At 70.9% G+C, this 22,995-nt stretch carries 21 protein-coding genes; 9 read left to right on the top strand and 12 right to left on the bottom strand.

Features of this window, described 5'->3' with window-relative positions:
• The first annotated feature begins 250 nt into the window (after window positions 1–250).
• Window positions 251–1,222 carry an ATP-binding cassette domain-containing protein gene (locus C2865_RS19780; protein WP_106399946.1) on the top strand — a complete coding sequence of 324 codons (972 nt, stop codon included), beginning with the start codon at window positions 251–253 and terminating at the stop codon, window positions 1,220–1,222.
• Window positions 1,219–2,055, top strand: a complete 837-nt coding sequence (locus C2865_RS19775; RefSeq protein WP_106399945.1) for an ABC transporter permease — start codon at window positions 1,219–1,221, stop codon at window positions 2,053–2,055. The genes C2865_RS19780 and C2865_RS19775 overlap by 4 nt, the downstream gene beginning before the upstream one ends.
• Window positions 2,056–2,061: 6 nt before the next feature.
• On the opposite strand, the gene C2865_RS19770 is transcribed toward C2865_RS19775, so the two are convergent.
• The gene (locus C2865_RS19770) at window positions 2,062–5,157 is read right to left on the bottom strand and encodes an AfsR/SARP family transcriptional regulator (RefSeq protein ID WP_106399944.1); all 3,096 of its coding nucleotides are present in this window, start codon (window positions 5,155–5,157) and stop codon (window positions 2,062–2,064) included.
• Window positions 5,158–5,338: 181 nt separating this feature from the next.
• On the opposite strand from C2865_RS19770, the gene C2865_RS19765 reads away from it, so the two are divergent.
• Together C2865_RS19765 and C2865_RS19760 are read left to right on the top strand one after the other, a co-directional pair.
• On the top strand, window positions 5,339–6,106 hold the full coding sequence (locus C2865_RS19765) for a hypothetical protein (protein ID WP_106399943.1): 768 nt from the start codon (window positions 5,339–5,341) through the stop codon (window positions 6,104–6,106).
• Between the two features lie 340 nt (window positions 6,107–6,446).
• Window positions 6,447–8,015: a BCCT family transporter gene (locus C2865_RS19760; protein ID WP_106399942.1), complete on the top strand. Its 1,569-nt coding sequence runs from the start codon at window positions 6,447–6,449 to the stop codon at window positions 8,013–8,015.
• Window positions 8,016–8,105: 90 nt separating this feature from the next.
• On the opposite strand, the gene C2865_RS19755 is transcribed toward C2865_RS19760, so the two are convergent.
• On the bottom strand, window positions 8,106–8,621 hold the full coding sequence (locus tag C2865_RS19755; protein WP_106399941.1) for a hypothetical protein: 516 nt from the start codon (window positions 8,619–8,621) through the stop codon (window positions 8,106–8,108).
• Between the two features lie 110 nt (window positions 8,622–8,731).
• Here C2865_RS19755 and C2865_RS19750 point away from each other — a divergent pair, with 110 nt between their 5' ends.
• Window positions 8,732–9,241 (top strand): P-loop NTPase family protein, encoded by a 510-nt coding sequence (locus tag C2865_RS19750; protein ID WP_106400082.1) that lies wholly within the window; start codon window positions 8,732–8,734, stop codon window positions 9,239–9,241.
• A gap of 99 nt (window positions 9,242–9,340) precedes the next feature.
• On the opposite strand, the gene C2865_RS19745 is transcribed toward C2865_RS19750, so the two are convergent.
• The 4 genes from C2865_RS19745 to C2865_RS19730 all read right to left on the bottom strand — a co-directional run bounded on the left by C2865_RS19745 (window position 9,341) and on the right by C2865_RS19730 (window position 12,199).
• Window positions 9,341–9,847 carry an NUDIX hydrolase gene (locus C2865_RS19745; protein WP_106399940.1) on the bottom strand — a complete coding sequence of 169 codons (507 nt, stop codon included), beginning with the start codon at window positions 9,845–9,847 and terminating at the stop codon, window positions 9,341–9,343.
• A gap of 85 nt (window positions 9,848–9,932) precedes the next feature.
• Window positions 9,933–10,721: a hypothetical protein gene (locus C2865_RS19740; RefSeq protein WP_157963811.1), complete on the bottom strand. Its 789-nt coding sequence runs from the start codon at window positions 10,719–10,721 to the stop codon at window positions 9,933–9,935.
• 133 nt (window positions 10,722–10,854) lie between these two features.
• Entirely contained in the window at window positions 10,855–11,454 is a 600-nt protein-coding gene (locus C2865_RS19735; protein WP_198653436.1) for a hypothetical protein, read from the bottom strand.
• Window positions 11,455–11,578: 124 nt separating this feature from the next.
• Window positions 11,579–12,199 (bottom strand): helix-turn-helix transcriptional regulator, encoded by a 621-nt coding sequence (locus C2865_RS19730; protein WP_106399937.1) that lies wholly within the window; start codon window positions 12,197–12,199, stop codon window positions 11,579–11,581.
• A gap of 428 nt (window positions 12,200–12,627) precedes the next feature.
• Between C2865_RS19730 and C2865_RS19725 the strand changes: the two genes are divergently transcribed.
• Entirely contained in the window at window positions 12,628–13,305 is a 678-nt protein-coding gene (locus tag C2865_RS19725; RefSeq protein ID WP_106399936.1) for a hypothetical protein, read from the top strand.
• On the opposite strand, the gene C2865_RS19720 is transcribed toward C2865_RS19725, so the two are convergent.
• The 3 genes from C2865_RS19720 to C2865_RS19710 form a co-directional block, all read right to left on the bottom strand.
• Window positions 13,265–14,710 (bottom strand): beta-N-acetylhexosaminidase, encoded by a 1,446-nt coding sequence (locus tag C2865_RS19720; RefSeq protein WP_106399935.1) that lies wholly within the window; start codon window positions 14,708–14,710, stop codon window positions 13,265–13,267. The genes C2865_RS19725 and C2865_RS19720 overlap by 41 nt on opposite strands.
• Window positions 14,711–14,749: 39 nt before the next feature.
• Window positions 14,750–15,901 (bottom strand): serine/threonine-protein kinase, encoded by a 1,152-nt coding sequence (locus tag C2865_RS19715; RefSeq protein WP_106399934.1) that lies wholly within the window; start codon window positions 15,899–15,901, stop codon window positions 14,750–14,752.
• Between the two features lie 437 nt (window positions 15,902–16,338).
• Window positions 16,339–17,058 (bottom strand): L,D-transpeptidase family protein, encoded by a 720-nt coding sequence (locus C2865_RS19710; RefSeq protein WP_232835709.1) that lies wholly within the window; start codon window positions 17,056–17,058, stop codon window positions 16,339–16,341.
• 151 nt (window positions 17,059–17,209) lie between these two features.
• Between C2865_RS19710 and C2865_RS19705 the strand changes: the two genes are divergently transcribed.
• A complete protein-coding gene (locus C2865_RS19705) occupies window positions 17,210–17,971 on the top strand; it encodes a hypothetical protein (RefSeq protein ID WP_106399933.1) in 762 nt (253 codons plus the stop codon).
• A gap of 51 nt (window positions 17,972–18,022) precedes the next feature.
• Here C2865_RS19705 and pepN read toward each other — a convergent pair whose 3' ends face one another.
• Entirely contained in the window at window positions 18,023–20,569 is a 2,547-nt protein-coding gene (gene pepN / locus C2865_RS19700) for an aminopeptidase N (RefSeq protein ID WP_106399932.1), read from the bottom strand.
• A gap of 123 nt (window positions 20,570–20,692) precedes the next feature.
• Between pepN and C2865_RS19695 the strand changes: the two genes are divergently transcribed.
• Both C2865_RS19695 and C2865_RS39495 read left to right on the top strand, forming a co-directional pair.
• Window positions 20,693–21,307, top strand: coding sequence for a mycothiol-dependent nitroreductase Rv2466c family protein (locus C2865_RS19695; RefSeq protein ID WP_106399931.1), 615 nt, complete (start codon window positions 20,693–20,695; stop codon window positions 21,305–21,307).
• 25 nt (window positions 21,308–21,332) lie between these two features.
• The gene (locus C2865_RS39495) at window positions 21,333–21,575 is read left to right on the top strand and encodes a hypothetical protein (RefSeq protein ID WP_157963810.1); all 243 of its coding nucleotides are present in this window, start codon (window positions 21,333–21,335) and stop codon (window positions 21,573–21,575) included.
• On the opposite strand, the gene C2865_RS19685 is transcribed toward C2865_RS39495, so the two are convergent.
• Window positions 21,572–22,039, bottom strand: coding sequence for a ribose-5-phosphate isomerase (locus C2865_RS19685; protein WP_106399929.1), 468 nt, complete (start codon window positions 22,037–22,039; stop codon window positions 21,572–21,574). The genes C2865_RS39495 and C2865_RS19685 overlap by 4 nt on opposite strands.
• A gap of 18 nt (window positions 22,040–22,057) precedes the next feature.
• Window positions 22,058–22,993 (bottom strand): ATP-binding protein, encoded by a 936-nt coding sequence (locus C2865_RS19680; protein ID WP_198653435.1) that lies wholly within the window; start codon window positions 22,991–22,993, stop codon window positions 22,058–22,060.
• Window positions 22,994–22,995: the final 2 nt, after the last annotated feature.

Here is a 22,995-nt window from a genome sequence, read left to right as displayed (position 1 = left end):
GCGGCAGATACCGAGCTCTCAAACAACGTTCACGAAGCTCAAAGCCCCCAACACCCCGGACTGACCACCGCGAACCCGACTGCGCACCTCCTGGAGGACCAGCCGGTTCACGCCACCCGCACCACTGACGCCCAAGCCAATGAAACCGCCAAAGCAAGGATGAAACCGACCTGAAGCCACGACGAATCCCATAAAGCAGAAGCTCTCCTCAAGCGCCAGGAGGTACCCGGCGCCTGAGAGGGGGCATGTCGTGGCAGATCTCAACGCCGTCCAAGCCGACGGTTTGGTCAAGAGCTTCGGCGATTTCCGAGCCGTGGACGGAGTCGATCTCCAGGTACGGCAGGGAGAGATCTTCGGAGTCCTCGGTCCCAACGGCGCAGGAAAGACCACCATGCTCCGGATGCTGGCCACCCTGCTGCCGATCGACGGAGGACGTGCGGAGATCTTCGGCGTCGACGTCCGACGAGAACCCCACCGCATTCGGCAACTGGTAGGTGTCACAGGCCAGTACGCCTCGGTGGACGAGGACCTGACCGCGCGGGAGAACCTGTGGCTGTTCGCCCGTCTACAAGGCCTGACCAGTGCTCGAGCCAAGAGCATCGCCAAAGACCTGCTCGAACGGTTCGGACTCCAGGAGGCGGCCGACCGTCCTCTGTCCCAGTTCAGCGGGGGTATGCGCCGACGGCTCGACCTGGCGTCGAGCCTGATCACCCGGCCGCCGCTGATCTTTCTGGACGAGCCCACGACCGGTCTCGATCCGAGGACCCGGGGGCAGATGTGGGACACGATCCGGGAGCTGGTCACCGAGGGTTCCACGATCCTCCTCACCACCCAGTATCTGGACGAGGCCGATCAGCTGGCCGACCGGGTGGCCGTGATCGACCGGGGGCGGAAGGTCGCCGAGGACACTCCCGACGCGTTGAAGTCGCAGGTCGGGGACTCGGCTCTGCAGCTCGGTCTGGTGGACGGCTCCGACATCGCGCTGGCCGCGGCCGTCGTCCGCCGGCTGCTGGGCGAGGAGCCGGTCCTCACTCCGGAGTCCGGACGCATGAACGTTCCCCTGCCCGATCCCGACCGGGCCGCGGACGTGCTGATCGGTCTGCGTGAGGCGGGCCTCGGCATCTCCTCGGTGAGCGTCGCCAAGCCGACGCTGGACGAGGTCTTCCTGGCGCTGACCGGCCACGGCGCCGACGACGAAACCGCAATGGAGGCGGCCCGATGACCACGATGACCACTCTCGGCTCCCGGCGCGTCGACGCGTCCGTCCTGGTCGCCCGCACCAAGCCCCGCAGTTCGTTCCGGGACACCTGGGTCCAGACCATGGCGATGGCGTGGCGGGCTCTGAAGAAGATGGTCCGCAAGCCGGAGCAGTTCGTCGACGTCATCATCCAGCCGCTGCTGTTCACGGCGATGTTCGCGTTCATCTTCGGTGGTGCGGTCTCCGGGAGCGTGTCGGACTACCTGCCGGTACTGATTCCCGGCATCCTCGCCCAGACGGCCCTGACCGTCTGCATGGCGACGGGCGTGCAGTTGCGGGAGGACATGGACAAGGGGGTCTTCGACCGGTTCAAGTCGCTGCCGATCGCGCGGATCGCGCCGCTGGCCGGGCCGATGATCGCCGACCTGATCCGTTACGGCATCGCGTCGGTGCTGACGCTCGTCACCGGTCTGCTCATCGGGTACCGGCCGGGCGGCGGTGTGCTCGGCTGCGTCGGCGGGGTCCTGCTCACCGTGGTCGCGGGCTGGTCGCTGGCGTGGATCTTCACCTGGCTGGGCACGAGGGCGCGGTCGGCGCAGAGCGTCCAGGGCATCTCGATGATGATCATGTTCCCGCTCACCTTCCTGTCCAACGCCTTCGTCCCGGCCGAGACGCTGCCCGGGTGGCTGCAGGCGTTCGTGAAGGTCAACCCGGTGTCGCACGTCGTCTCCGCGGTGCGGGACCTGTTCAACGACGGGACGGTGACGGCCGAGGTCGGCTGGGCGGTCGCCGGCTGCGCGGTCGTCGTCGCGGTGTTCGCGCCGCTGGCGGTCCGCTCGTACTCCCGCAAGATGTAGGCGGCCTCAGACCAGGTGTTCCAGGACGGCGCGTGTCTCGGCCAGCAGGTCGGGGCCGCGCCGTTCACCGTATTCGGCCTTGATCCGGGAGACGGCGCCGGGGGCGACGCGTTCGGCGTGCGCGGACAGCACCGACCACTGCAGCGACGGGGTGAACTGGTTGTAGGCGAAGCGGTCGGCGAGGACGAGCAGCCGGACCGCCTCCTCGGCGGGGAGCGCTCCCTTCAGCAGGCTCCAGATGCCCAGCCCGGCGAGCACCATCCCCATCAGGGGGAAGTCCCGGAAAGTGTGGTCCGGGTCGAACAGGACCATGGCCTTGGCCCGCAGTGAGCCGAAGAGGTCCGAGCCGTCGTCGCCCTCGCTGCGCTGAGCGAACGCCGAGAGCGCGACGGCTTCGCCCAGGACGGCCCAGGGTGTGCCCGGGACGTGGAGGTTCCGGAGCGCCTCGGCGGCCTCGCGGTGCCGTCGCAGCCCCTCGGCGATGTCGCCGTCGGCGAGTGCCAGCTCGGCTCTGCTGGAGGAGACCGCGAGGACTTCGCTGTAGGTGCTCTGGGTGGCGAGCGCCTCCAGGTCGTCGATCATCCGCGCGGCCTCGTCGCGGCGGCCTTCGACGAGCGCCGCCGTGACGAGGACGGCGCGGATCTGGACGGCGTCGTCGACCGCTCCGAGGCGGTCGAGCGCCGGGAGCGCCTCGGCGGCGTGCGCGGCGGCCGCCGCGGAGTCGCCGAGATGCGCGTACAGGCCGGTCAGCTGGGTGTGCAGCACCGCTCGGTGCCAGGGGCCGTTGTCATCGCCGATGAGTGCGAGGGCGGCCTGGACCGCTTCGATCGCGGCTACGGGGTCTCCGGCGTTCTCCCGGTCATGGCTCAACCAGGACAGCGCGATCACGCGGATCATGGGGTCGGGATCGGCGGTCAGCTCGTCGACGCCGTTCTCGGGGTCGGTCACCGTGGCGAGCAGCGCCGTCACCAGCGCCCGGACCGCCGGATTCGCCGAGTCGGCGCCCAGCCGGGACAGCAGCAGGGCCAGCGTCTCGGCCTCTTCGGAGGAGACGATGGTGGCGTTGAGCAGCGCGGTGCTCAACGCCATCCGGGTCCGGTCGAGGAGCCGGGGCGGCGGCGTCCAGCCGGTCAGGGCCGCGGCGACGGCCGGGGTGAGGGCGATGCTGCGCGGATGGTCTCCGCAGATCGACCAGTAGCCGCCCAGCGCGGAGAACAGCACCACCACTGCTTCGGGATCGGGTTCGGCGAGCGCCTCGCGCAGGATGTCGGCGAGGTTCGTCTCCTCCGAACGCAGCCCGTCCATCGCGTCGACCTGCTCCGGCGAGTACAGCCGGACGCCGTGCCGGTCGGCGTGGCCGACGGCCCACGCGCGTACGGCGGCCCGCGCGGCGGCGGTCTCGCCGGCCGTTTCCAGCTGCTTCCGGCCGAACTCGCGCACCGTCTCGAGCATGCGGAACCGCACGCCGTCGGCCGTCTCCACGACGGTGAGCAGGGACTGCTCCACGAGTTCCGCGACGCCGTCGAGGGCGTCGTCGCCGAGGACCTCCTCCGCCGCGGCGAGGGTGAAGCCGTCGGGGAAGGCCGAGAGGCGGCGCAGGGACCGGCGCTCCCCCTCGCCGAGGAGGTTCCAGGACCAGTCGATCACCGCCAGCAGCGTCCGGTGCCGGGAGGGGGCGCTCCGGTCGCCGCCGCGCAGCAGCGCGAACCTGTCCTCCAGCCGGCGGGCGATCTCGGCCGGTGACATCACCCTCACCTTCGCGGCGGCCAGTTCTATCGCGAGCGGCAGGCCGTCCAGGCGGGCCACGACGGCGCGCACGTCCTCCTCGTCGAGGCGCACGCCGGGGCGGGCCGCGGTCGCGCGGTCGCGGAACAGCTCGACGGCGTCGCGGGGCACCAGCTGGGGCAGCGGGTAGACGTGTTCGGCGGCGATCGCCAGCGGCGAGCGGGTCGTGGTGAGGACGCGCAGCTCCCGGGTGGTCGCGCCCAGATAGGCGACCAGGTCGGCGACCGCCTCCACCAGGTGTTCGCAGTTGTCGAGCACCAGCAGCGTCGGGGCCAGGTCGAGCTGCTGGGCGATCCGGGCGCGGACGTCGGCGCGCTGCCGGGGGGTGAGCGTGCGGCGTCCGGTCACCGAGTCGCGGACGCCGAGCGCCGACCCGACCTCGCCGACCAGGTCCTCGGGCGCGGTCACGCCGACCAGTTCGACGAAGCGCACCACCGGCTGCGGGGCCTCGCGGGCGACGGCGTGGGCGAGCCGGGTCTTGCCGAGCCCGCCCGGACCGAGGATCGAGACCACCCGGGACGTGGTGAGCAGCGCCCGCACGCGCCGGAGGTCGTCGTCGCGGCCGAGCATCGGCGTGGCGTCGAACCGCACTCCGGCGCGCACGGGGTTGTCGAGTGCGAGCAGTTCCCGGTGGACGCGCCGCAGCTCCGGGCCGACGTCGGCGCCGATCCGGTCGCGCAGGTCCGTCCGGTGGCGTTCGAAGCGGTCCAGCGCGGCGCCCGTCCCGCGTACCGCCGCCTCGCTGCGCAGGAGGTCGGCGAGTGTGCCTTCGTCCTCGGGGTGGACGCGCACTGCCTCCTCCAGCTCGGGCAGGGCGGGGCCGTGGTCGCCGCTGCGGCTCCTGGCACGGGCGAGCACGACCCGCGCGGACGCCATGTCGCGTTCCGCGCGCCGCCGTATCTCGGCCAGCGGGCCGCCGTCTTCGGGAGGCGGCGTTCCGCCGCCCAGGGTGAGCGCCTCTTGCGCCGTCGCGGCCGCCTCGACCGGGTCCTCGGCGAGCAGCGCCCGCGCGCGGGCCGCCAGATCGTGCAGCCGGCAGGCGTCGATCCGGTCGGGCGGGACCTCGAGCCGGTAGCCGCCCCCTTCCGTGGCCAGCGCCTGCGCTCCCACGGCCGTCCTGGTCCGGGACACCAGGACCTGCAGCGCCTTCGCCGGGTTGGCCGGTTCGTCGTCTCCCCACACCTCGGCGACGAGCCGTTCCGCGTTCACGGCCCGGCCGGCGAGCGCGAGCGCGGCGAGCAGCGCCTGAGCCCTCTCGCCGACCACCGGCCGCCCCCGCCACCGCACACCGTCGAGCAGGCTCAGGACGATCGGCATGGCCCAAGTCTAGGGTCCGCCGAACCGTCCATCCCGTTCCCTCCTTTAAGCCGATCTTCTGGCCTATGTCGGGTATGCCGTGGCGGGTCGCCGAGACCCTCCCGGCCGAGCCGAATCGCCCGGCCTGCGCGGGACTCCGCTCACCTCCCGGACGGACATCGGGTCCCTACCGTGGGACGGCATGGAGATCGGTTTCGAAGAGCTGCACGAAGCGTGCGGCACGATGATCAGCGGCGACCACGAGCAGGCCCGCCGGGACCTCGGGAGGCTGCTGCCCGCCGTGGAAGAACGCGGCCCCCGCTGGATGGAGGGGCTGCTGCGGGCCCTGCTCGCCGACATCGGCGGGCGGCTCGGGGACGTCGCGGACGGGATCGGGCACTTCCGGGCGGCGGTCGCGCTCGGGTGGAACGACTGCGTCGCGGCCGTCGCGGAACCGGGCCTGGCCGCGCTGGCGGCGTCGCCCGAACACCGGCGGATCTACGAGCGGATCACGGTGTCCCCGGCCGATCTGGAGGAGCTGCGGTGGATCCACGCCGAACGCGCGAGCATCGACCACGACACCAGCGTGATGATCGCTGAGAACATCGGCCGGAAGGACGGCTCCCCGACCGAGGTCCCGCAGGTCCTCCTGCCGACCCGCACCCCCGGCGGCCTGGGCGTCCCCGCCGCCCGAGCGCTGCTGCGGCTGCGCCAGCGCGGCCAGCTGTACGCCGTGCAGGTCTCCGACACCCTGCGCAGCTCCCACGTCTCCTCGATGGCGGTGATCAACAACATGGGCTCGTCGCCGTTCGGCGGCTCCGGCTTCGGCTCCCCGGCGATGGAGGCCGCCTCCTCCCAGGCCCTCGCGAACTCCCGCGCCACGACCCGCCGGGAGGCCGTCCGCGCCCGCGCCTTCTGCCCCACGATCGGACTGTCGACGGCCCCCGCCCCGGCCCCCGGCCTCACCTGAGCCGGTCTTCGCCGGCTCAGGCGTCCTCATCACCTCGAAGGACGCTCTGCCCCGGCGGGACGCCCAGGGCATGGGCCCTGGGTATCCGCATGGTCGTGAACGGCACGACCGCGCCCTTCCGCGCCTCATGAGATTTCCTCTGATCCGCCCGGTCCGCATGCGGAACCGGGCTTTCGCCATGCCTGCCCTTTCAGGCCGCTCCACCTCGCACCGGGACAAGGAGCGCCGGAATTCCCGGGCTCGACGGCGGTCGGGAACCGGCGGCGGTGGCCGTCGCGGTTAGGCGAATTTGACGCAGGGGATCAATGATCTTACGCAGAGTGGTGATCCTGGAGGCGTGATGCGGCCGTTGAGACCCGATTTCTCACTGGTGGCCGTCGCCGTGGGGTTGCTGCTGGCGGTGCTGTTGTGGGGCGTCGCCTTCACCGAGTCGCTCACCAGGACCGGGGACGTCGCGCTCGGATGGGTGGTGGAGAGCTTCGGGTGGCTGTTCGTGGTGGCGGCCGACTTCTTCCTGGTCCTGGCCTTGCTGCTGGCTTTCAGCCGGTTCGGTCGGATTCGTCTTGGCCGGGACGACGACGTCCCGGAGTTCAACAATCTCGCCTGGACGGCGATGATGTTCAGTTCCGGGATGGGCATCGGGCTGATGTTCTACGGTGTCGCCGAACCCATGACGCACCTGCTGGATCCGCCGCCCGACCTGGGCATCGCGGCGGGTTCGCCTCAGGCGGCGCGGACCGCGATGGAGTACTCGCTGTTCCACTGGACCCTGAGTCCGTGGGCCATCTACGCGGTCACCGGCATGGCCCTGGCCTACTCCACCTTCCGGATGGGGCGGGGCAACCGGTTCAGCGAGGCGTTCACCCCGCTGTTCGGCGGGCGGCCCAGACCCGTCGTGGGACGGGCGCTGGACCTGCTGGCCATCCTCGCCACGGCCTTCGGCACCGCGACCAGCCTGGGGCTGGGGGCCCTCCAGGTGGAGTACGCCCTCAACGAGCTGTTCGGCCTCAGCGGGCGGCGGCTGGAGGTCATCGTCATCGTCGTGTTGACGGCGGCGTTCGTCCTCTCCGCCGTCTCCGGGGTGAGCCGCGGCGTGCGGATCCTCAGCACCCTCAACATCTACCTGGCCGTCCTGCTGGCCGTGTTCATCTTCGTCTTCGGCCCGACGGTGGCGATCCTCGACCTGATCCCCGCCTCGCTGGGCGGGTACCTGAACGACCTGCTCCCGATGGCCTCGCGGACGGGTGCGTTCATCGACAAGGAGTGGCTCAGCAAGTGGACGCTCTTCTACTGGGCGTGGTGGATGTCCTGGGCCCCGTTCGTGGGCGCCTTCATCGCCCGGATCTCCCGGGGCCGCACGATCCGCGAGTTCGTCATCGGCGTGCTGCTCATCCCTTCCGGCGCCAGCCTGCTCTGGTTCTCCATCAGCGGCGGCAGCGCCGTGTGGCTGCAGTTGTCGGGTGCGGCGGACTTCTCCGGAAAGCTCGCCGAAGGCACGGAGGCGGCGATGTTCGCGCTCCTCGACGACCTGCCGCTCAGCATGCTCACCACCGCGGTCGCCGCGCTCCTGGTGGCGCTCTACTTCGTCACCGGCGCTGACTCGGCCTCCCTGGTGCTCGGTTCGCTCTCCAGCCGGGGCTCGCTCCATCCCCCTCGGCCCCTGGTGGTGATGTGGGGCGTGCTGATCGGCCTGGTCGCGCTGGTGCTGCTGCTGGTCGGCGGGCTGGAGTCGCTGCAGCAGGCGACGATCCTGGTCGCGCTGCCGTTCGTGGTCGTCATGCTCCTGCTCTGTGCGGCGCTGGTGAAGGAGCTGCGCCAGGACCCCGGTGCGGGACCTCACCCCCGTCCTCATCCGCACGGTCTGCCGGACGCCATCCGCCGCGTCAGCGGTGAAAACGGCGGCGCTTGAACCGGAAGCCCCGAACCCGGGCCGGCGGGAGGCCGCCCCCGCTCCCGCCCGACCGTCAGCAGGCCGTACGTGCCGCGCTTACGGCATCCGTCACAGGCGGCGGCACTGGTCTTCCTTGTTCCCGTCGACGCGGTTGTCACCGCCGCGGACCTTCACCCGGTTGCTCTTGCACTGGAGGTTGCCGTCGACGACGTTGCGCTGCACGGTCTGGCGGGCGCTGTTGCCGAAGAGCTGGATGTCGCCGTTCACCACCGTGCGCAGGATGTACGCCTGCTTTCCGCGCTCGAGCTGGATGTTGCCGTCGACGAACGAGCGGGCGCTGCCGCGCGGGCGGACGTCGACGCGCTTGTGCTTGGCAGCCTGGATGTTCCCCTTGACGCGGACGCCCCGCGCTATGAGCGTCGCGTTCTTGTTGACCTTCACGTCCCCGTCGACGCGGGTTCCGAGGAGGCGGCAGGTCGCGCCGCGGGGGACCTGCACGTTGCCGTCGATGGAGCGCGCGGTGATGGTGCCGCGGCAGGTGACGTCGTCGTCGGCCGCCGCGGGGGCCGCGGTGACGAGCGGGGCGGCGAGCGCCAGGGGGATCAAAGCCAGGAACTTTCTCATACCTCGACCTTCTTCGGCGCGGGTGAGCCGTGGATGAGGCGCTCATGAGGGAGTTCTCATGAAGCCGGAGCCACGACGACGGCTCCTTGCGTCGGCTACGGTCGGTGGTCATGGAGCGGGTCGCGGTCATCGGGTGCGGGGGCAGCGGCAAGACCACCGTCGGCCGACGGCTCGCGGCCGTGATCGGAACCACGGTCACCCACCTCGACGCCGTCTACTACGACGAGCACTGGAACGGCCTTCCCCAGGAGGAGTTCGCCGCCGTCCAGGAGGGGCTCGTCGCCGCTCCGGCCTGGGTGATCGACGGCAACTACGCCTCCACCCTGCCGATCAGGCTCAGGCGCGCCACTCATGTGGTCTTCCTCGATCCGCCCGTCCTCACCTGCCTGTGGGGCGTCCTTCAGCGAAGGCTCCGCCACCGCGGCGGCCAGCACGACGAGACCGGCGTCTACGACCGGATCACCTGGGGTTTCGTCAAGTACGTCTGGAACTACCGCAAGGAGATGAGGCCGCGCGTCCTGCTGCTGCTCGCCGAGCACGCCCGGCACGCCGAGGTCCGCATCGTGCGGTCGCGCCGGGCCGCGAACGCACTCGTCTCCGAGGCCGCACGCGGAGCGTGAAGGCGTCGAGCCGAAGCTCCCGGGCAGACGTCCCGCCCGGGAGCTTCGTGTTCTTCTCCTGCTCATCGGCTCACGGCCGGAGGGAGGCTCGCGGCCTCGTCATTCGTCGTAGTAGTACTCGATCAGGTACTCGCACAACGCCTGTACGGTCTTGGAGGTCTGGTACCCCCGCACGTCGGCTCCGCCTCCGTAAAGGCTGATCAGGGCGTCCGCGACGAGGGCGGGCGTCACCTGCTCGGGCTTGTCTGGGAGTTGCGCCAGCAGTTTGGTGACCGACACCGCGACGACCGAGCTGATCTCCCCGCCGTACGGGATCTCCCCGGTCGTGTAGCTGGGATCGGTGCAGCGGAAGAAGAAGAGCGTCGCCGGCGACGGCTCCGTCACGAGGTACTTCCTGAACCGGTGGACGTCGTCGGCCGGGCACAGGACCCGGCCGACGCTCTCCTCGGACAGCTCCCGCAGAAACCCCTCCTTGCCCGTCTCCCCTTCTTCCACGCGCCCTCCGAAGAAGACGAGGAAGCCGGACAGGTAGTCGGAGTTCTTCACTCCCATCACCAGCACGTCTTTTTCGGTATCGTCGATGATCCCGTATGCACGAAAAACCATGATGCACCCACTTCTTCAGTATCAAAAAAATCAATTTCTCCGACAGTTTTCCTACCCGGACATCAGGCCCCCTTTTCCGGTGCTGTCACGGAGAGATGGCCAGCAGGGTGGCGCAGTGGTCGGACATCCCGTTCCCCAGGGTCTCCGCCCGCGCTTCGGCGACGGGCGGGTCGAGGAAATCGTCCGAGACCGCCGCGTCCCCGACGTTGGAGTACCAGTAGTCATGTTTATGACCGTTGTACGTGGTCCCTTTTTCCGCGCCGAGACCCCGGTAGTGCACGTTGTAGGCGCCGCGCCTGCGGGGATCCACGTTGAAGTTGCCGCCTATGTACACCGGGATCCGGCGGTTCCCGCACCTTGCCAGCCGCTCCCCGACATCGGGGATCTGCTGCGCGGTGAGATGCCTTTCGTCTCCCGCCCCGTACCGGTTGTGCACGAATCCGATTCCCACCCCGTCCACGACCGCGTAGACGATTCCGTGGTAGTCCGCCGTCGCGAACTCGGGCAGTTCCGTGCACCACTCGTCGAACAGGGCTCCGTCCTCGGGAGCGGCATCGTCATGCAGCAGGACGGATCCGCCCCGGGTGTCGATGAAGATCCGGCCCATGCGCGTCGGCGCCGCCACGGACGCCACGGTGGTGCATTCGTAGTGGTACGGAAGTGCGGTCCTCCCGTAGGCCACGGTGCGGACGTGGGAAAGGGACAGCGCGTCCGCGATCTCCTTCATCGCCTCCACCGAACGGCCGCGGCCGGTGATCTCGGTGAATCCCGCGACCGTGACCGCGTCTCCGGTCTCCGCCAGCTCCTCCCGAATTTCCGCGAAAGCCGACGCGTACGCCCTCCCGCGGTCTCCTTCTCCGTCGAAATTGTTCATGTTCTGATGCAGGATGAGCCGCATCGGGTCCTCCCGGGAATTCGGCGGACGTTCCGTGTGCGGCCGTCCGGCCCGCCGGCCGCCGGGGAAGCGGCGGCCGGAGGGGCCGGGCGGCACGCCGCCCGGGAGGACGTCACTCGTAGCTCAGCTCCCAGCCGGCGCCGGTGAACCTGCACTCGGCGTTGAACTTGCCGTCGGGGTACTTGAGCTCCTGCGGGAAGCTCAGGACGTCGGTGGTGATCACCTCGCCCTGCTCGTGGGAGCCGAACGCCACCCAGTACACGGGGTTGATCGTGAACTGGACGCCGCCTCCGCCGTCCGGGCTGGTCGGCTTCACGAACGTCCCGGCGCCCGACATGCCGATGCCCACGCTGCCCTGGTTGGGGTCGCTGTAGCCGGGCACGTCCGACCCCTGGCTGATGAACAGCGAGCCCCGAACGGGGTTGCGGGAGGTCGGGCCGAACTTGAAACCGCCGTCCTCGTAGGTCAGGGAGATCTGGTTGTTGGCGACGAGGTCGGCGGGGACCACCTGCCCCGCCTTGAACTGGGCGCCCACCTTGAGGTCGCCCGACTGGCCCCAGACGAAGTTGTAGTCCACCGTCCAGTCGAACTCCACCCAGGTGTCGGCGTGGCACGCCTTGGACAACCAGGCAAGCGAGTAGACGTCCGCCGGCTTCTCCGGGTGCTTCTGGAAGACGATCGCGTTCTCCGAATCGAGCTGAGAGTCGTTCACGATCCTGATCGAATATGCCTGTCCCGCCATTGTTTCCTCCTATTTTCCAGCGCGCCCCGCAATTTTCTGGGCGCTTATTTTTTGTGCAACGTGATGATCCCCGGAGCGCCGCCGGCCGAACTCGTCAAAATTGATGAACTTCCCGTGCCCGCTCGGCCAGGGCGGGCTCCCGGCACGACCGGTGCGCCATCGCCACCGCGGCCAGCTGGGAGGTGACGCGCAACTTCGTCAGGACCGCTCGCAGGTGGCTGCGGACCGTGGGCATGGACAGGTGCTCCGCCGCCGCGATCTCGGCCGCGGACCTGCCTTCCAGCAGCGCGGCCATGACCTCTCGCTCGCGCCGGGTCAGCCGGGCGAACCGCCGCGCCTCCTCCTCGCGCTCGCGCAGCACGGTGGCCGCGTGCGCCGCGCACCGGCCGGGCGGTTGCAGCAGCAGGACGCCCAGGGCCGCGACGAGGCCGGCGAAGGGGGCGTCGGCGGCCAGCACCGCGCTGACGGCGCGGTCCGCCACCAGGTCGGCCAGCGCCGCGAACGCGGAGCGGCCGGCGATCGCGATGACCGGGAGGCCGGGGTGGTCGACCAGGACGGGGCGGGGGTCCGGCAGCCCGCCGTCGGAGTCGGCCACGATGACCAGCCGGCCGGCGCCTCCGGCCGCGCGCACGGCGGGGGCCAGCGCCTCCTCGTCGTGGCAGGTGGCGGGGAAGCCGCCCCTGGCCAGTACCGCGCACAGCGCCACGGAGAGCACCGCGTCATCCGGGACGAGCCAGACCCACCCGCGACCTGGGGCATCCGCTCCGGAAACCACCTGGCCGGCCGTCAGCAGCCGGAGGAACCCGGGGCGACCGGCCTGGAGCGGCTCGCCACGGCCCCGCTCCGCGCGCCGTTCACTGTCATCCTCGGGCTCCGCCCGTCCCCGGAGAATAAGCCGACCTACGGAGGAAACGCCCTCCGGAGCGGGGGGAAGGGCCGGTCGCAGGACCGGCCCGCCCCAGTTCTACAACACTTTCGGGGGGAGGCCACCGACCGGCGCAACAAGATCGTGGTGTCCCCGGCCGCCCCGGCGCGGGCGGGCGGCCGCGCAGAGGATCGGAACCCGCCTCTGGATAATCACCGCGGAAAGGGGCACGATAGCCGATCTGGAAACGATGTCCTTCCTAGGGAAACGGAGTGCCTGTGTTCTCGTGGGTGATGGCGGGGATGGGCGTGTGCATGCTGGCGCTGGCCGGCGTCGCGCTGGCCCGGGGAAGGGCCGCGGGCGCCGCGGCGCTGGTGGTGGTGCTGATCTGCCTGGGGCTGGCCTATGACAACTTCGCCATCGCGGCGGGCCGGCCGCTGGGCTTCGGCGGGACGCTGGAGGCGGTGAGCGCACCCCGGTTCTGGATCCACGCACTGCTCACCCCCCTGCTCATCGTCGCGGGCGGGCTGATGGCGGCGCGGCTGGGCGTCCGGTGGGCGGCTTCGCGGCCCGTCGCCATCGCCGGCGGGGTGCTGGTGGTGGTGCTGATCGCGATCGGCGTCTTCGAGGACGTCCTCGAACTGGAGCTGGCCCCCGAGACGCACGAGGACCTGCTGCGCTACACCAACGAGGGCACCGCCGGGCCGCCGATCCCCGCCATCGTCACGATCCTCGTGCTGCTCGCCCTCGGCGTCGCGATCTGGCGGACGGCCGGGAGCCCCTGGTTGTGCCTCGGCTCGATCGCGATGTTCGCGGCCGCCGCTCTCGGCGGCTCGCGCCCGTGGCTGGGCAACCTGGGGGAACTGGCCCTCCAGGTGTCGGTCGTGGCGACGCTGGTGGCGGCCCGGACGGAGGTCAGCCCTCCCCGAGTTCGGGAGAGCGGTGGTAGGACGTGATCCCGGCGGCGTCCCAGCGCAGGGTGTGGGCGCGCAGCCGGGGAACGTAGGAGGACCAGTCCTTGGGGGCGGGGGACCAGGCGACCTCGGCCAGGCCGGGGAGGCGGGGGTAGAGCATGTGGTCGATGTCGTCGGAGGTGGTGAGGGTCTCGGACCACAGCGGGGCCTCGACACCGGCGACCCGCGCGCCGGGGACGACGGCCTCGGGATCCCACTCGTAGCTCTGGCGGACGCCGAGGGCGCCCGCCCAGATGAGGCCGAGCTCGCTGGTCTCGTCGTACTTCATGTCCAGATAGGCGCGGTTCGCGGGGGACATGATGAGCGGGACGCCGCGGGACGCGGCGTCCGCCAGGGGCGCGGGGACGGGTTCGTGGGTGGGCCGCCAGTACTGCAGGTGGGTGCCCTCGGGAAGGGCGGGGGCCGCGGCAGCCTCCTGCCAGGCGACGACGGTCTTGCCCTGGCGGGTGGCCAGGGGGAGGGTGCGCGTCATGAAGGCGGCGTAGTCCTCGGCGGTGGTCTGCAGTGCCTCGTCGCCGCCCACGTGCAGGTAGGGGCCGGGGGCGAGGGAGGCCACCTCGGTGAAGACCTCGTCCAGGAAGTCGTAGGTGGTGGGCTTGTGGACGGCCAGCTGGCTGAAGCCCACGTCTATCCCCCGGTACAGCTCGGGCGTGACGCCTTCGGGGGCCAGGTGGGGGTAGCTGGCCATGGCCGCCTGGGTGTGGCCGGGGAGGTCGATCTCGGGGACGACCGTCATGTGGTGCGCGGCGGCGTAGGCGACGATCTCGGCGAAGTCGGCGCGGGAGAAGTGCCCGCCCGGCCCCTCCCCCACCTGCGAGGTGCCGCCGTGCCCGGTGAGGCGGGGGTGCGACGCGATCTCCAGGCGCCAGCCCTGGTCGTCCGTCAGGTGCAGGTGCAGGACGTTGAACTTGTAGGGGACGGCGCGGTCGACGAAGCGTTTGACCGCCGCGACGTCGAAGAAGTGGCGGGCGACGTCGAGCATCACCCCCCGCCAGCGGAAGCGCGGCTTGTCGGTGATGGAGACGCACGGGACGGGCCAGGGGCCGGGGACCGGGACCGGGGACTCGATCCCGGCGGGCAGGAGCTGGCGCAGGGTCTGCACGCCCCGGAAGAGGCCTTCCTCGGTGCGGGCGCGCAGCCGGACGGCCCCAGCGGAGACGTCCAGCCGGTAGCCCTCCTCCCCCAGGTCGGCCGGCCCGTCCAGGGACAGGACGATCGCGCCCTCGGGGGACGGGGGCGGCGCGTAGCCGGTGGCGCGGCGCAGGAGCGCGGTCAGGAATCGGGTGGCGTGGCACTCCGGGCCGGACACCGCGGTGTCGGCGGTGAGCTCGAAGGAGCCGTCGTGGACGGTCAGGGCATGCGGGGCCGGAATCAGCGCGGGGATCACACACCCATAATAGGCAAGTTTCTTAACAGTTCCAGTGCTTCAGGGAAGCGGGGTCCCCGTCACCTGGACCGGTGCCCGGGAGGACGGCGGCGCGTCCTCCGACAGCGCCACCACCAGCCCCAGCGCCAGCGCCGCGACCGCCACCATCAGCGCGACGGCCGGCCCGACCCGCGCCGGACGGCCCTGAGCGGGGGCGGGCGGGATCTCCTTCACCCGGTCCGCGACGGTCTCCGGAACCTCCTCCGGGACCGGCGCCGGAGCCGCCTCCGGGTCCGCTGCCGCCTCCGAGACCGGAGCCGTCTCCGGGACTGGAGCCGCCGCGGAGACGGGCTGCTCTTCCGGCGGGACGGCGACCGGCGCGGGGACGGGCAGCGGCTCCTCCGGGTCGCGCCCGACCAGCCGCAGCATCAGCTCCGGCGCCGAGGGCCGCTCCCCGGGCGACTTGCTCAGCGCGGCGCGGACGAGTTGCCGGAGCACCCCCTCCTCCAGCCCGTCGAGGTCGGGTTCGTCCTGCACCACCCGGCGCGCCACGTCCAGCGCCTGCCCCTCGCCGAAGACCGAGCGCCCGGTGCCCGCGTAGGCCATGAGCAGCCCCCACGCGAACACGTCGGCGGGGGGCGTCGCGCTCCCGCCCACCAGCACCTCGGGCGCCATCCAGCCGGGCGTCCCCAGCACCGTGCCGGTCGTCGTCCAGGAGGTGTTGGCGTCCAGGGCGCGTGCGATGCCGAAGTCGATGACCCGCGGCCCCGAGAGGGTCAGCACCACGTTGGACGGCTTGAGGTCGCGGTGGACCAGCCCCGCCTCGTGGATGGCCGCCAGCGCCGTGGCCACCCCCAGCGCCACGCCGTGCAGGTCCGAGGCGGGCAGCGGCCCGCTCTCGTGCACGCGCCGCGCCAGGGACACCCCGCCGATGTACTCGCTCACCATGTACGGCAGGCCCGCCGGGTGGAGCGCCTCGTCCTCGCCGTGCCCGATGATCCGCGCCGTGCAGAAGGAGGCGACCCGCCCGGCCAGCGCCACCTCGTCGGCGAACCTGGCGCGGAAGACCTTGTCCTCGGCCAGCCGGGGGTGGATGGTCTTCACCGCCACCCGCCCGCCCTCGGCGTCCTCGGCGAGGTAGACGGTCCCCATCCCGCCCGAGCCGATACGGCCCAGCAGCGACAGGCCGCCGACCACGGCGGGGTCCTCCATCGTCAGCGGATGTATGCCACCTGGCAGCGTCTTCTGCACCTGCACCCGTTCCGTCGGCCGAGATCATGCGAGGCCAAGGGTGCCCTATCTCCCCGTTCGGGGAGGTACGTGCAACCGAATCGTCATCCCGCTGTGGCCGTCCGGTGCGCCCGTACGCGTTCCGCGAGTTGGAACGCAGGAAACAAACACGTCACCGGGACGTAGCCTTCCGTGCGATCTCGTTCCTTAGTCTTGAGACATCTCCGCTCAGCGGGGTCGCACGGAGAACCACCGCCGATCGTCGTCGGCTCCTCCTCGACGGACGACGGCCGGCGCCGGGAACCGTGCGGCGGATCGGCGGTCCGCGTGTGAGAGCCCCAGGGGTGGGAGGTCCTGTCACGCGGACCCCGGCGACACGTCGAAGGCCCGGGTCAACGTTGACCCGGGCCTTCGGCGTCTCACTTGACGTAGACCTGCCAGCCGATCGGCACCATCCGGAACATCTTCATGTCCGTGCCGAACGGCAGCCGGGCGCAGCCGTGCGAGTCGGGGTAGAGCGGGACGTTCGGCGAGCCGTGCAGCGCGTAGCCCCGGTAGAAGTAGATGGGGTTGTATAGCGTGCCCAGCGGCGCCACCCGCACGCCCCTGATCTTCCGCTCGACGCGGAAGTTGCCGCGCGGCGTGCGCGAGACCGCCCCGTCCTCGTACCGGCCGCTGCCGGTGGAGGTGTGGCTGATGAGGGCGATCCTGCCCTTCTTGTAGACCACGACGAGCTGCCGCCCGATGAGGATCTCGACGCGGTTCGCCTCCCGCAGCCGCTTGGGCGTGACGGGCTTGGGCGTCCTCGGGTCCTCCAAAGCCGCCCAGGTCTTCTTGCCGACGAGGCCCGAGGCCTTCACCGGCAGCCTGTTCACCTTCTGGAACGCCCAGACCGCGGCCCTGGTCGACGAGCCGTAACGCCCGTCGGCCTTGCCCGGGTCGTAGTGCAGCTCCCTCAGGCGGAGCTGCAGCCGCTCGACCGCCGCCCCCTTGCTGCCCGTCTTCAGGTTCGGCGTGTCAGCGGCCCGCGCGGCCGTGGCCGCGGGCGCGGAGGCCGGTGCGGCGGAGGCGCTCTCGGCCAGCGGCACCAGGACGAGCGAACCGGCGAGCAGCGTCGCCCCCAGCGTGACTTTCTTCACTTGTGCACCCCATGGATGATCGGTCCGATCTAGGAAACACGACCACATCGTGGCGAAGAGTGTCAACGGTCGTGCCCACCCCGTGATTTGACAACTCTCCGTTACCGCCCGGATATATTGCTTTTGACTGTGACTAAGCGACCATAGAAGTATGTTCGGCAACAATATCTACCAGGGCGACAATGACGCCTTGGTGGGCAACTCCCCCCAACAGGTCCACGAACGGCTGTGGCTGGAGGGAAGGCGACAGCGGTGGAAGGCACGGGCGCGCAACGCGGTCATCCTCGCGGCCCTGGCCTGGTGGCTCACCGATCCCGTCATCGCCGTCGTCGCCGGACTCGTCTACATCGCCGGCGACCTGCTGTTCGAGGCGCAGCGGCGGCTGACCACGCGGGTGTGGCGGCGGGGCGAGAGCGGCGCCGCCCACACCGCGCGCATCCTGAAGACGCTGGAGCTGCGGGGCTACAGCGTGCTGCACCGGCGGGTGGTCCCCGGCTACGGGCCCTTCCCCCACCTCGTGGTCGGGGACAGCCGGGTCTGGCTGGTGGAGAACCAGGTGTACTCGCCCGAGGACACCCTGCTGTCGGTGAAGGGGCGGCTGTTCGTCGGCAAGGAGTCCCGCGCCCACGTGATCGCCAGGCTGGAGAAGCTCGCGCAGAGCGTCTCCGAGACGCTCTCGGGCGAACTCGGGCTGCCGGTCAAGGCGTCCATCATCGTCGCGATACACGGCGGCCAGCCCAAGGACACCCGGATGACGGCGGGCGGCGTCGTCCTGATGCGGCCCTGGCGCATCCCCAGCTGGATCCACCGCCGCTCAGGCGGATCCGGCGCGGTGAGCGTCCAGGAGCTCACCGCCCGCGTCCTGCGCCTGTACGGACCCAGCCTCCAGGGCCTGCGCGGCGAACTGGACTGATACGGCGAAGGCCGCCCGGGAACTCCCGGACGGCCCTTCCGAACGAACGACTCAGCCCGCGGCCGCGTCCTTGGCCCGCGCCCGCAGCGCCCGCGCCACCCCGTCACGGCCCTCCGACAGCAGCCGGACGAGCGCCGACGGCGGCTTCTCCGCCTCGATGTAGGCGTCGGTGCGGTCGATCGTCGCCTGCGTGATGTTGAGGAACGGGTAGGCGACCTCCGCGAACGTCTGCGACATGTCGCTGCTCCACTCGCGCCACACCCGGCCGACCTCGGAGAAGTACTCCTCGGTGTAGGGCTCCAGCAGCTCGGCCTGGTCGGGCTCCACGAACCCGCCCAGCGTCGCGCGGAACACCGCGTTCGGCAGGTCGCCGCCGATGACGCGGTCCCACGCCGCCCGCTTGGCCTCGGGCGTGGGGATCGCGGCCCGGCACGCGGCGGCGTGCCGCTCGCCCGCGGCCGTGGCGTCCCGCCGGTGCTCGGCCTCGATCTCGGCCTCGCCGGCCCTGCCGCGCACGACCAGCCGCCGCAGCAGCGTCCAGCGCAGGTCGGTGTCGACCTTCAGCCCCTCCAGCTCCGTCGTGCCCTCGAGCAGGCCCTTGACGAAGTCCAGGTGCGGACCCGCGACGGCGGCGCCGGTGAAGGCCTGCACGTAGTTGAGCTGGAAGTCCGAACCCGGCTCGGCGGCCCGCGCCAGCTCGAACAGCCCGTCGGCCATCAGCCGCAGGCCCTCGTCCCGCCACGCGGGGTCGGCGTACTGGCCGATGGCCGTGCGTGCCTGGCGCAGCAGCGTCTGGGCGACCGTGATGTCGCTGACGCCGCCGATGCCCGACAGCACCAGCTTCACGTAGTCGCGGGTGGCCATCTCCGCGTCGCGGCACATGTCCCAGGCCGCCGACCAGCACAGCGCCCGCGGCAGGCTCTCCTTGATCTGGCCGATCGAGGAGACCAGGGTGTTCAGCGAGTGCTCGTCCAGCCGGACCTTGGCGTAGGTGAGGTCGTCGTCGTTGACCAGCACCAGGTCGGGACGCCGCTCGCCGACCAGCTCGGGCACCTCGGTGCGCGCGCCGACGACGTCGAGCTCGACGCGCCTGCGGCGCACCAGGCCCTCGGACGTGCGGTCGTACAGGCCGATCGCCAGCCGGTGCGAGCGCAGCGTCGGGTACTGGGCCACGGCCTCCTGCAGCACCGCGAAGCTCGTGAACGCGCCCGCCTCGTCCACCTCGTACGACGGGCGGAGCGTGTTGACCTGGGAGGTCTCCAGCCATTCCTTGGACCAGGACGTCAGCTCGCGGCCGGAGGTCTCCTCCAGCGCGTCCAGCAGGTCCGCCAGGACGGTGTTGCCCCACGCGTGCCGCTGGAAGTAGCGGCGCACGCCCTCGAGGAAGTTCTCCAGCCCGACGTAGGCGACGAGTTGCTTGAGGACGGACGCGCCCTTGGCGTAGGTGATGCCGTCGAAGTTGACCTCCACCGCCCGGATGTCGGGGATGTCGGCGGCGATCGGGTGCGTGGAGGGCAGCTGGTCCTGCCGGTACGCCCAGGCCTTCTCCATGTTGGCGAAGGTCGTCCAGGCGGTCTTCCAGCGGGTGGCCTCGGCCTGGCACAACACCGACATGTAGGTGGCGAACGACTCGTTCAGCCACAGGTCGTCCCACCAGCGCATGGTGACGAGGTCGCCGAACCACATGTGCGCCATCTCGTGCAGGATCGTCTCGGCGCGGCGCTCGTAGGCGGCGTCCGTCACGCGCGACCGGAAGACGTAGTCCTCCAGGAACGTCACGCAGCCCGCGTTCTCCATGGCGCCGGCGTTGAACTCCGGCACGAACAGCTGGTCGTACTTGCCGAAGGGGTACGGATAGTCGAAGACCCGCTCGAAGTACTCGAAGCCCTGCTTGGTGACCTCGAAGATGGCGTCGGCGTCCAGGAACTCCGCCAGGGACGCGCGGCAGTAGATGCCCAGCGGGATGCGCCCGCCGTCGTAGGAGTCGCGCACCACGTGGTACGGGCCCGCGACGAGCGCGGTGATGTAGGTGGAGATCTTCTCGGTCGCCGGGAAACGCCAGACGCCGCCGTCCTGCTCGGGGGCGGTGTTGGAGATGACCTGCCACTCCCGCGGAGCCGTCACGGTGAACGTGTGGGCGGCCTTCAGGTCGGGCTGGTCGAAGCACGCGAACATGCGGTGCGCGTCGGCCGTCTCGAACTGGGTGTAGAGGTAGACCCCGCCGTCGACCGGGTCGACCATCCGGTGCAGGCCCTCGCCCGTGCGCGAGTAGAGGATCTCGGCCCTGACGACGAGCTCGTTGGACTCCGCCAGGGAGGGCAGCGCGAGCCTGCCCTTCTCGGCGTCGTAGGTGGAGGGGTCGAGCGGGGTCCCGTTCAGCACGGCCTCCGTGACGACCGCGTCGTGCAGGTCGATGAAGGTGGTCGCGCCGGCCTCGGCGCCGAACCGCACGGTGGTGACCGAGCCGAAGCGCTCGGTCCCGGTGGAGACCGCACCCTCGCCGTTGCCGGCGGTGATGTCCAGCTCCACCTCATACGACTCGACGGTCAGCAGCCGGGCCCTTTCCCGCGCTTCGTCGCGCGTGAGGTTGCCTGCCACGTGCCCTCCCGAAATCTGTCTGATAGCTCTCTGGATCTTTTCACGTCTACCCGGTTCGCGGGAATTCACCGCTCGCCGTCCCGCGTTGTGCGCAGGGAGAACACCTTCCGCTAGGAGCCTGGCTTGTCCGAAAACGAGAAAGTCCCGGTCGATTTCTGGTTTGACCCGATGTGTCCGTGGGCCTGGATCACGTCCCGGTGGATCCACGAGGTCGCGAAGCTGCGCCCGATCGAGCCGCGCTGGCACGTGATGTCCCTCGCGGTCCTCAACGAGGGGCGCGAGCTGCCCGCCCAGTACGTCGAGATGATGCAGAAGGCCTGGGGCCCGGTACGGGTGGCGATCGCCGCCGAGCAGAAGTACGGCGCGCAGGTCCTGGGCGCCCTCTACACCGAGCTCGGCACCCGGATCCACGACCAGGGCCGCGGGGTGGGCGACGAGGTCGTCGCCGAGGCGCTGGAGGCCGCGGGCCTCGACGCGGAGCTGATCGGCGCCGCCAAGGACGAGCAGTACGACGGCGCGCTGCGCGCCTCCCACCGGGTCGGCATCGACAAGGTCGGCCAGGACGTCGGCACCCCGGTCATCGAGGTCGAGGGCGTCGCCTTCTTCGGCCCGGTGGTCACCCCGATCCCCCGCGGCGAGGACGCCGTCCGACTCTGGGACGGAGTGCGCCTTGTGGCCGGTACGCCCGGTTTCTTTGAACTCAAGCGCTCTCGAGACGTTTCGCCCAGTTTCGAGTAGTCATCCGGCGGGTACCGCCGAGTCCATGGCCCAGCAGCTGCGGATCACCCTCGGGGTGGCGATGCGGGTCCGGGACGTCTCCCGTCCCGGACCCGGCGGGCCCCCCGCCGACGGACCCGCCGAGAGCGCCGGACCCGCGCCCGCCGTGCCCGTACCGGAGGCCGCGACGCCTGCCGGAGAGGCCGCGACGCCGAAGACGCCGCCGAAGTCCAGCAAGGGAGAACGGCAGCGTCTTCGCAGGCTCCGCAAACGCGGCGAGCAGGGTTAGGGCAGCGGCGGAAGCTCGCCGGTGGTCTCGTACGCGCTGAGCATCTCGATCCGGCGGGTGTGCCGGGACTCGTCGGAGTACGGCGTGGCCAGGAACAGCTCCACGAACCGGGTGGCCTCCGCCAGCGAGTGCTGGCGCGCCCCGATGCTGATGACGTTGGCGTCGTTGTGCTCGCGCGCCAGCGTCGCGGTGGCCTCGCTCCACGCCAGCGCGGCGCGCACGCCCTTGACCTTGTTGGCGGCGATGGCCTCGCCGTTGCCCGAGCCGCCCAGCACGATGCCCAGCGAACCGGGGTCGGCCGCGACGGCCTCGGCGGCGCGCAGCACGAACGGCGGGTAGTCGTCGAGGGCGTCGTAGACCGACGGTCCGGCGTCGACGGGCTCGTGGCCGGCCGCCTTGAGCCACCCGACCAGGTGCTCCTTCAACTCGTAGCCGGCGTGGTCGGATCCCAGGTGAACTCGCATGCGCCAAGTCTCCCAAGCTCAGCCGGGGAAGGCGAATCCGGGGTCGATCTGCGCCTCCAGGTCCTCGCCGACCGCCCGGTTGGCCCAGCTGCGGGCGTTCCTGCGGTGGAACTCCGCGGCCTGCTCCAGGTATTTCGGCCAGTCCTTGACCCGTTCGTCGACGGCCTTGCGCAGCACGTCCAGGGCCGCGACGCCGGCGTCCTCCAGGGCGGCGCCGGGCCGCCCCTGCTCGATCGCCCGCACCGCCGGGGAGTGCCCGAACCAGGTCAGCAGGTCCTCCCCCACGTGCTCGCGCAGGTAGGCGACGTCCTCCTCGTCGTGGACCTTGTTGCCGACGACCTTGATCGCGACGTCGTAGTCCCGGGCGTACTCGGTGTACTGCCGGTAGACGCTCACCCCCTTGCGGGTCGGCTCGGCCACCAGGAACATCACGTCGAACCGGGTGAACAGCCCCGACGCGAAGGTGTCGGCCCCGGCGGTCATGTCGACCACGACGTACTCGCCCGGACCGTCGACCAGGTGGTTGAGGTACAGCTCCACCGCGCCGGTCTTGGAGTGGTAGCACGCCACGCCCAGGTCGTCGTCGGTGAACGGGCCGGTGGCCAGGAGGGACAGGCCCGGCTGCAGGGCGAGCGCGTATTCGGTGTGGAACGGGTCGGGGCCGTGCAGGCGCAGCAGCCGGGAGCCCGCGCCGGGCGGCGTCGTCTTGACCATCGCGGCGGCCGAGGAGATCCGCGGGTTGTCCCCGCGCAGGTACTCCTTGAGCGCCGGCAGGTGGTCGCCCAGCGCCGGGGCCGCGAGCCCCTCCGGCAGCCCGAGCGCGGTGCCCATGTGCTGGTTGATGTCGGCGTCCACGGCCACGACGGGCAGCCCGACCCCGGCCAGGTGGCGGACGAACAACGACGAGAGCGTCGTCTTCCCGCTACCGCCCTTGCCCACGAAAGCGACCTTCACGC

This window comes from Actinocorallia populi (assembly GCF_002995495.1).
Taxonomy (GTDB): domain Bacteria; phylum Actinomycetota; class Actinomycetes; order Streptosporangiales; family Streptosporangiaceae; genus Actinocorallia; species Actinocorallia populi.
This window is presented reverse-complemented; position numbering and strand designations above follow the sequence as displayed.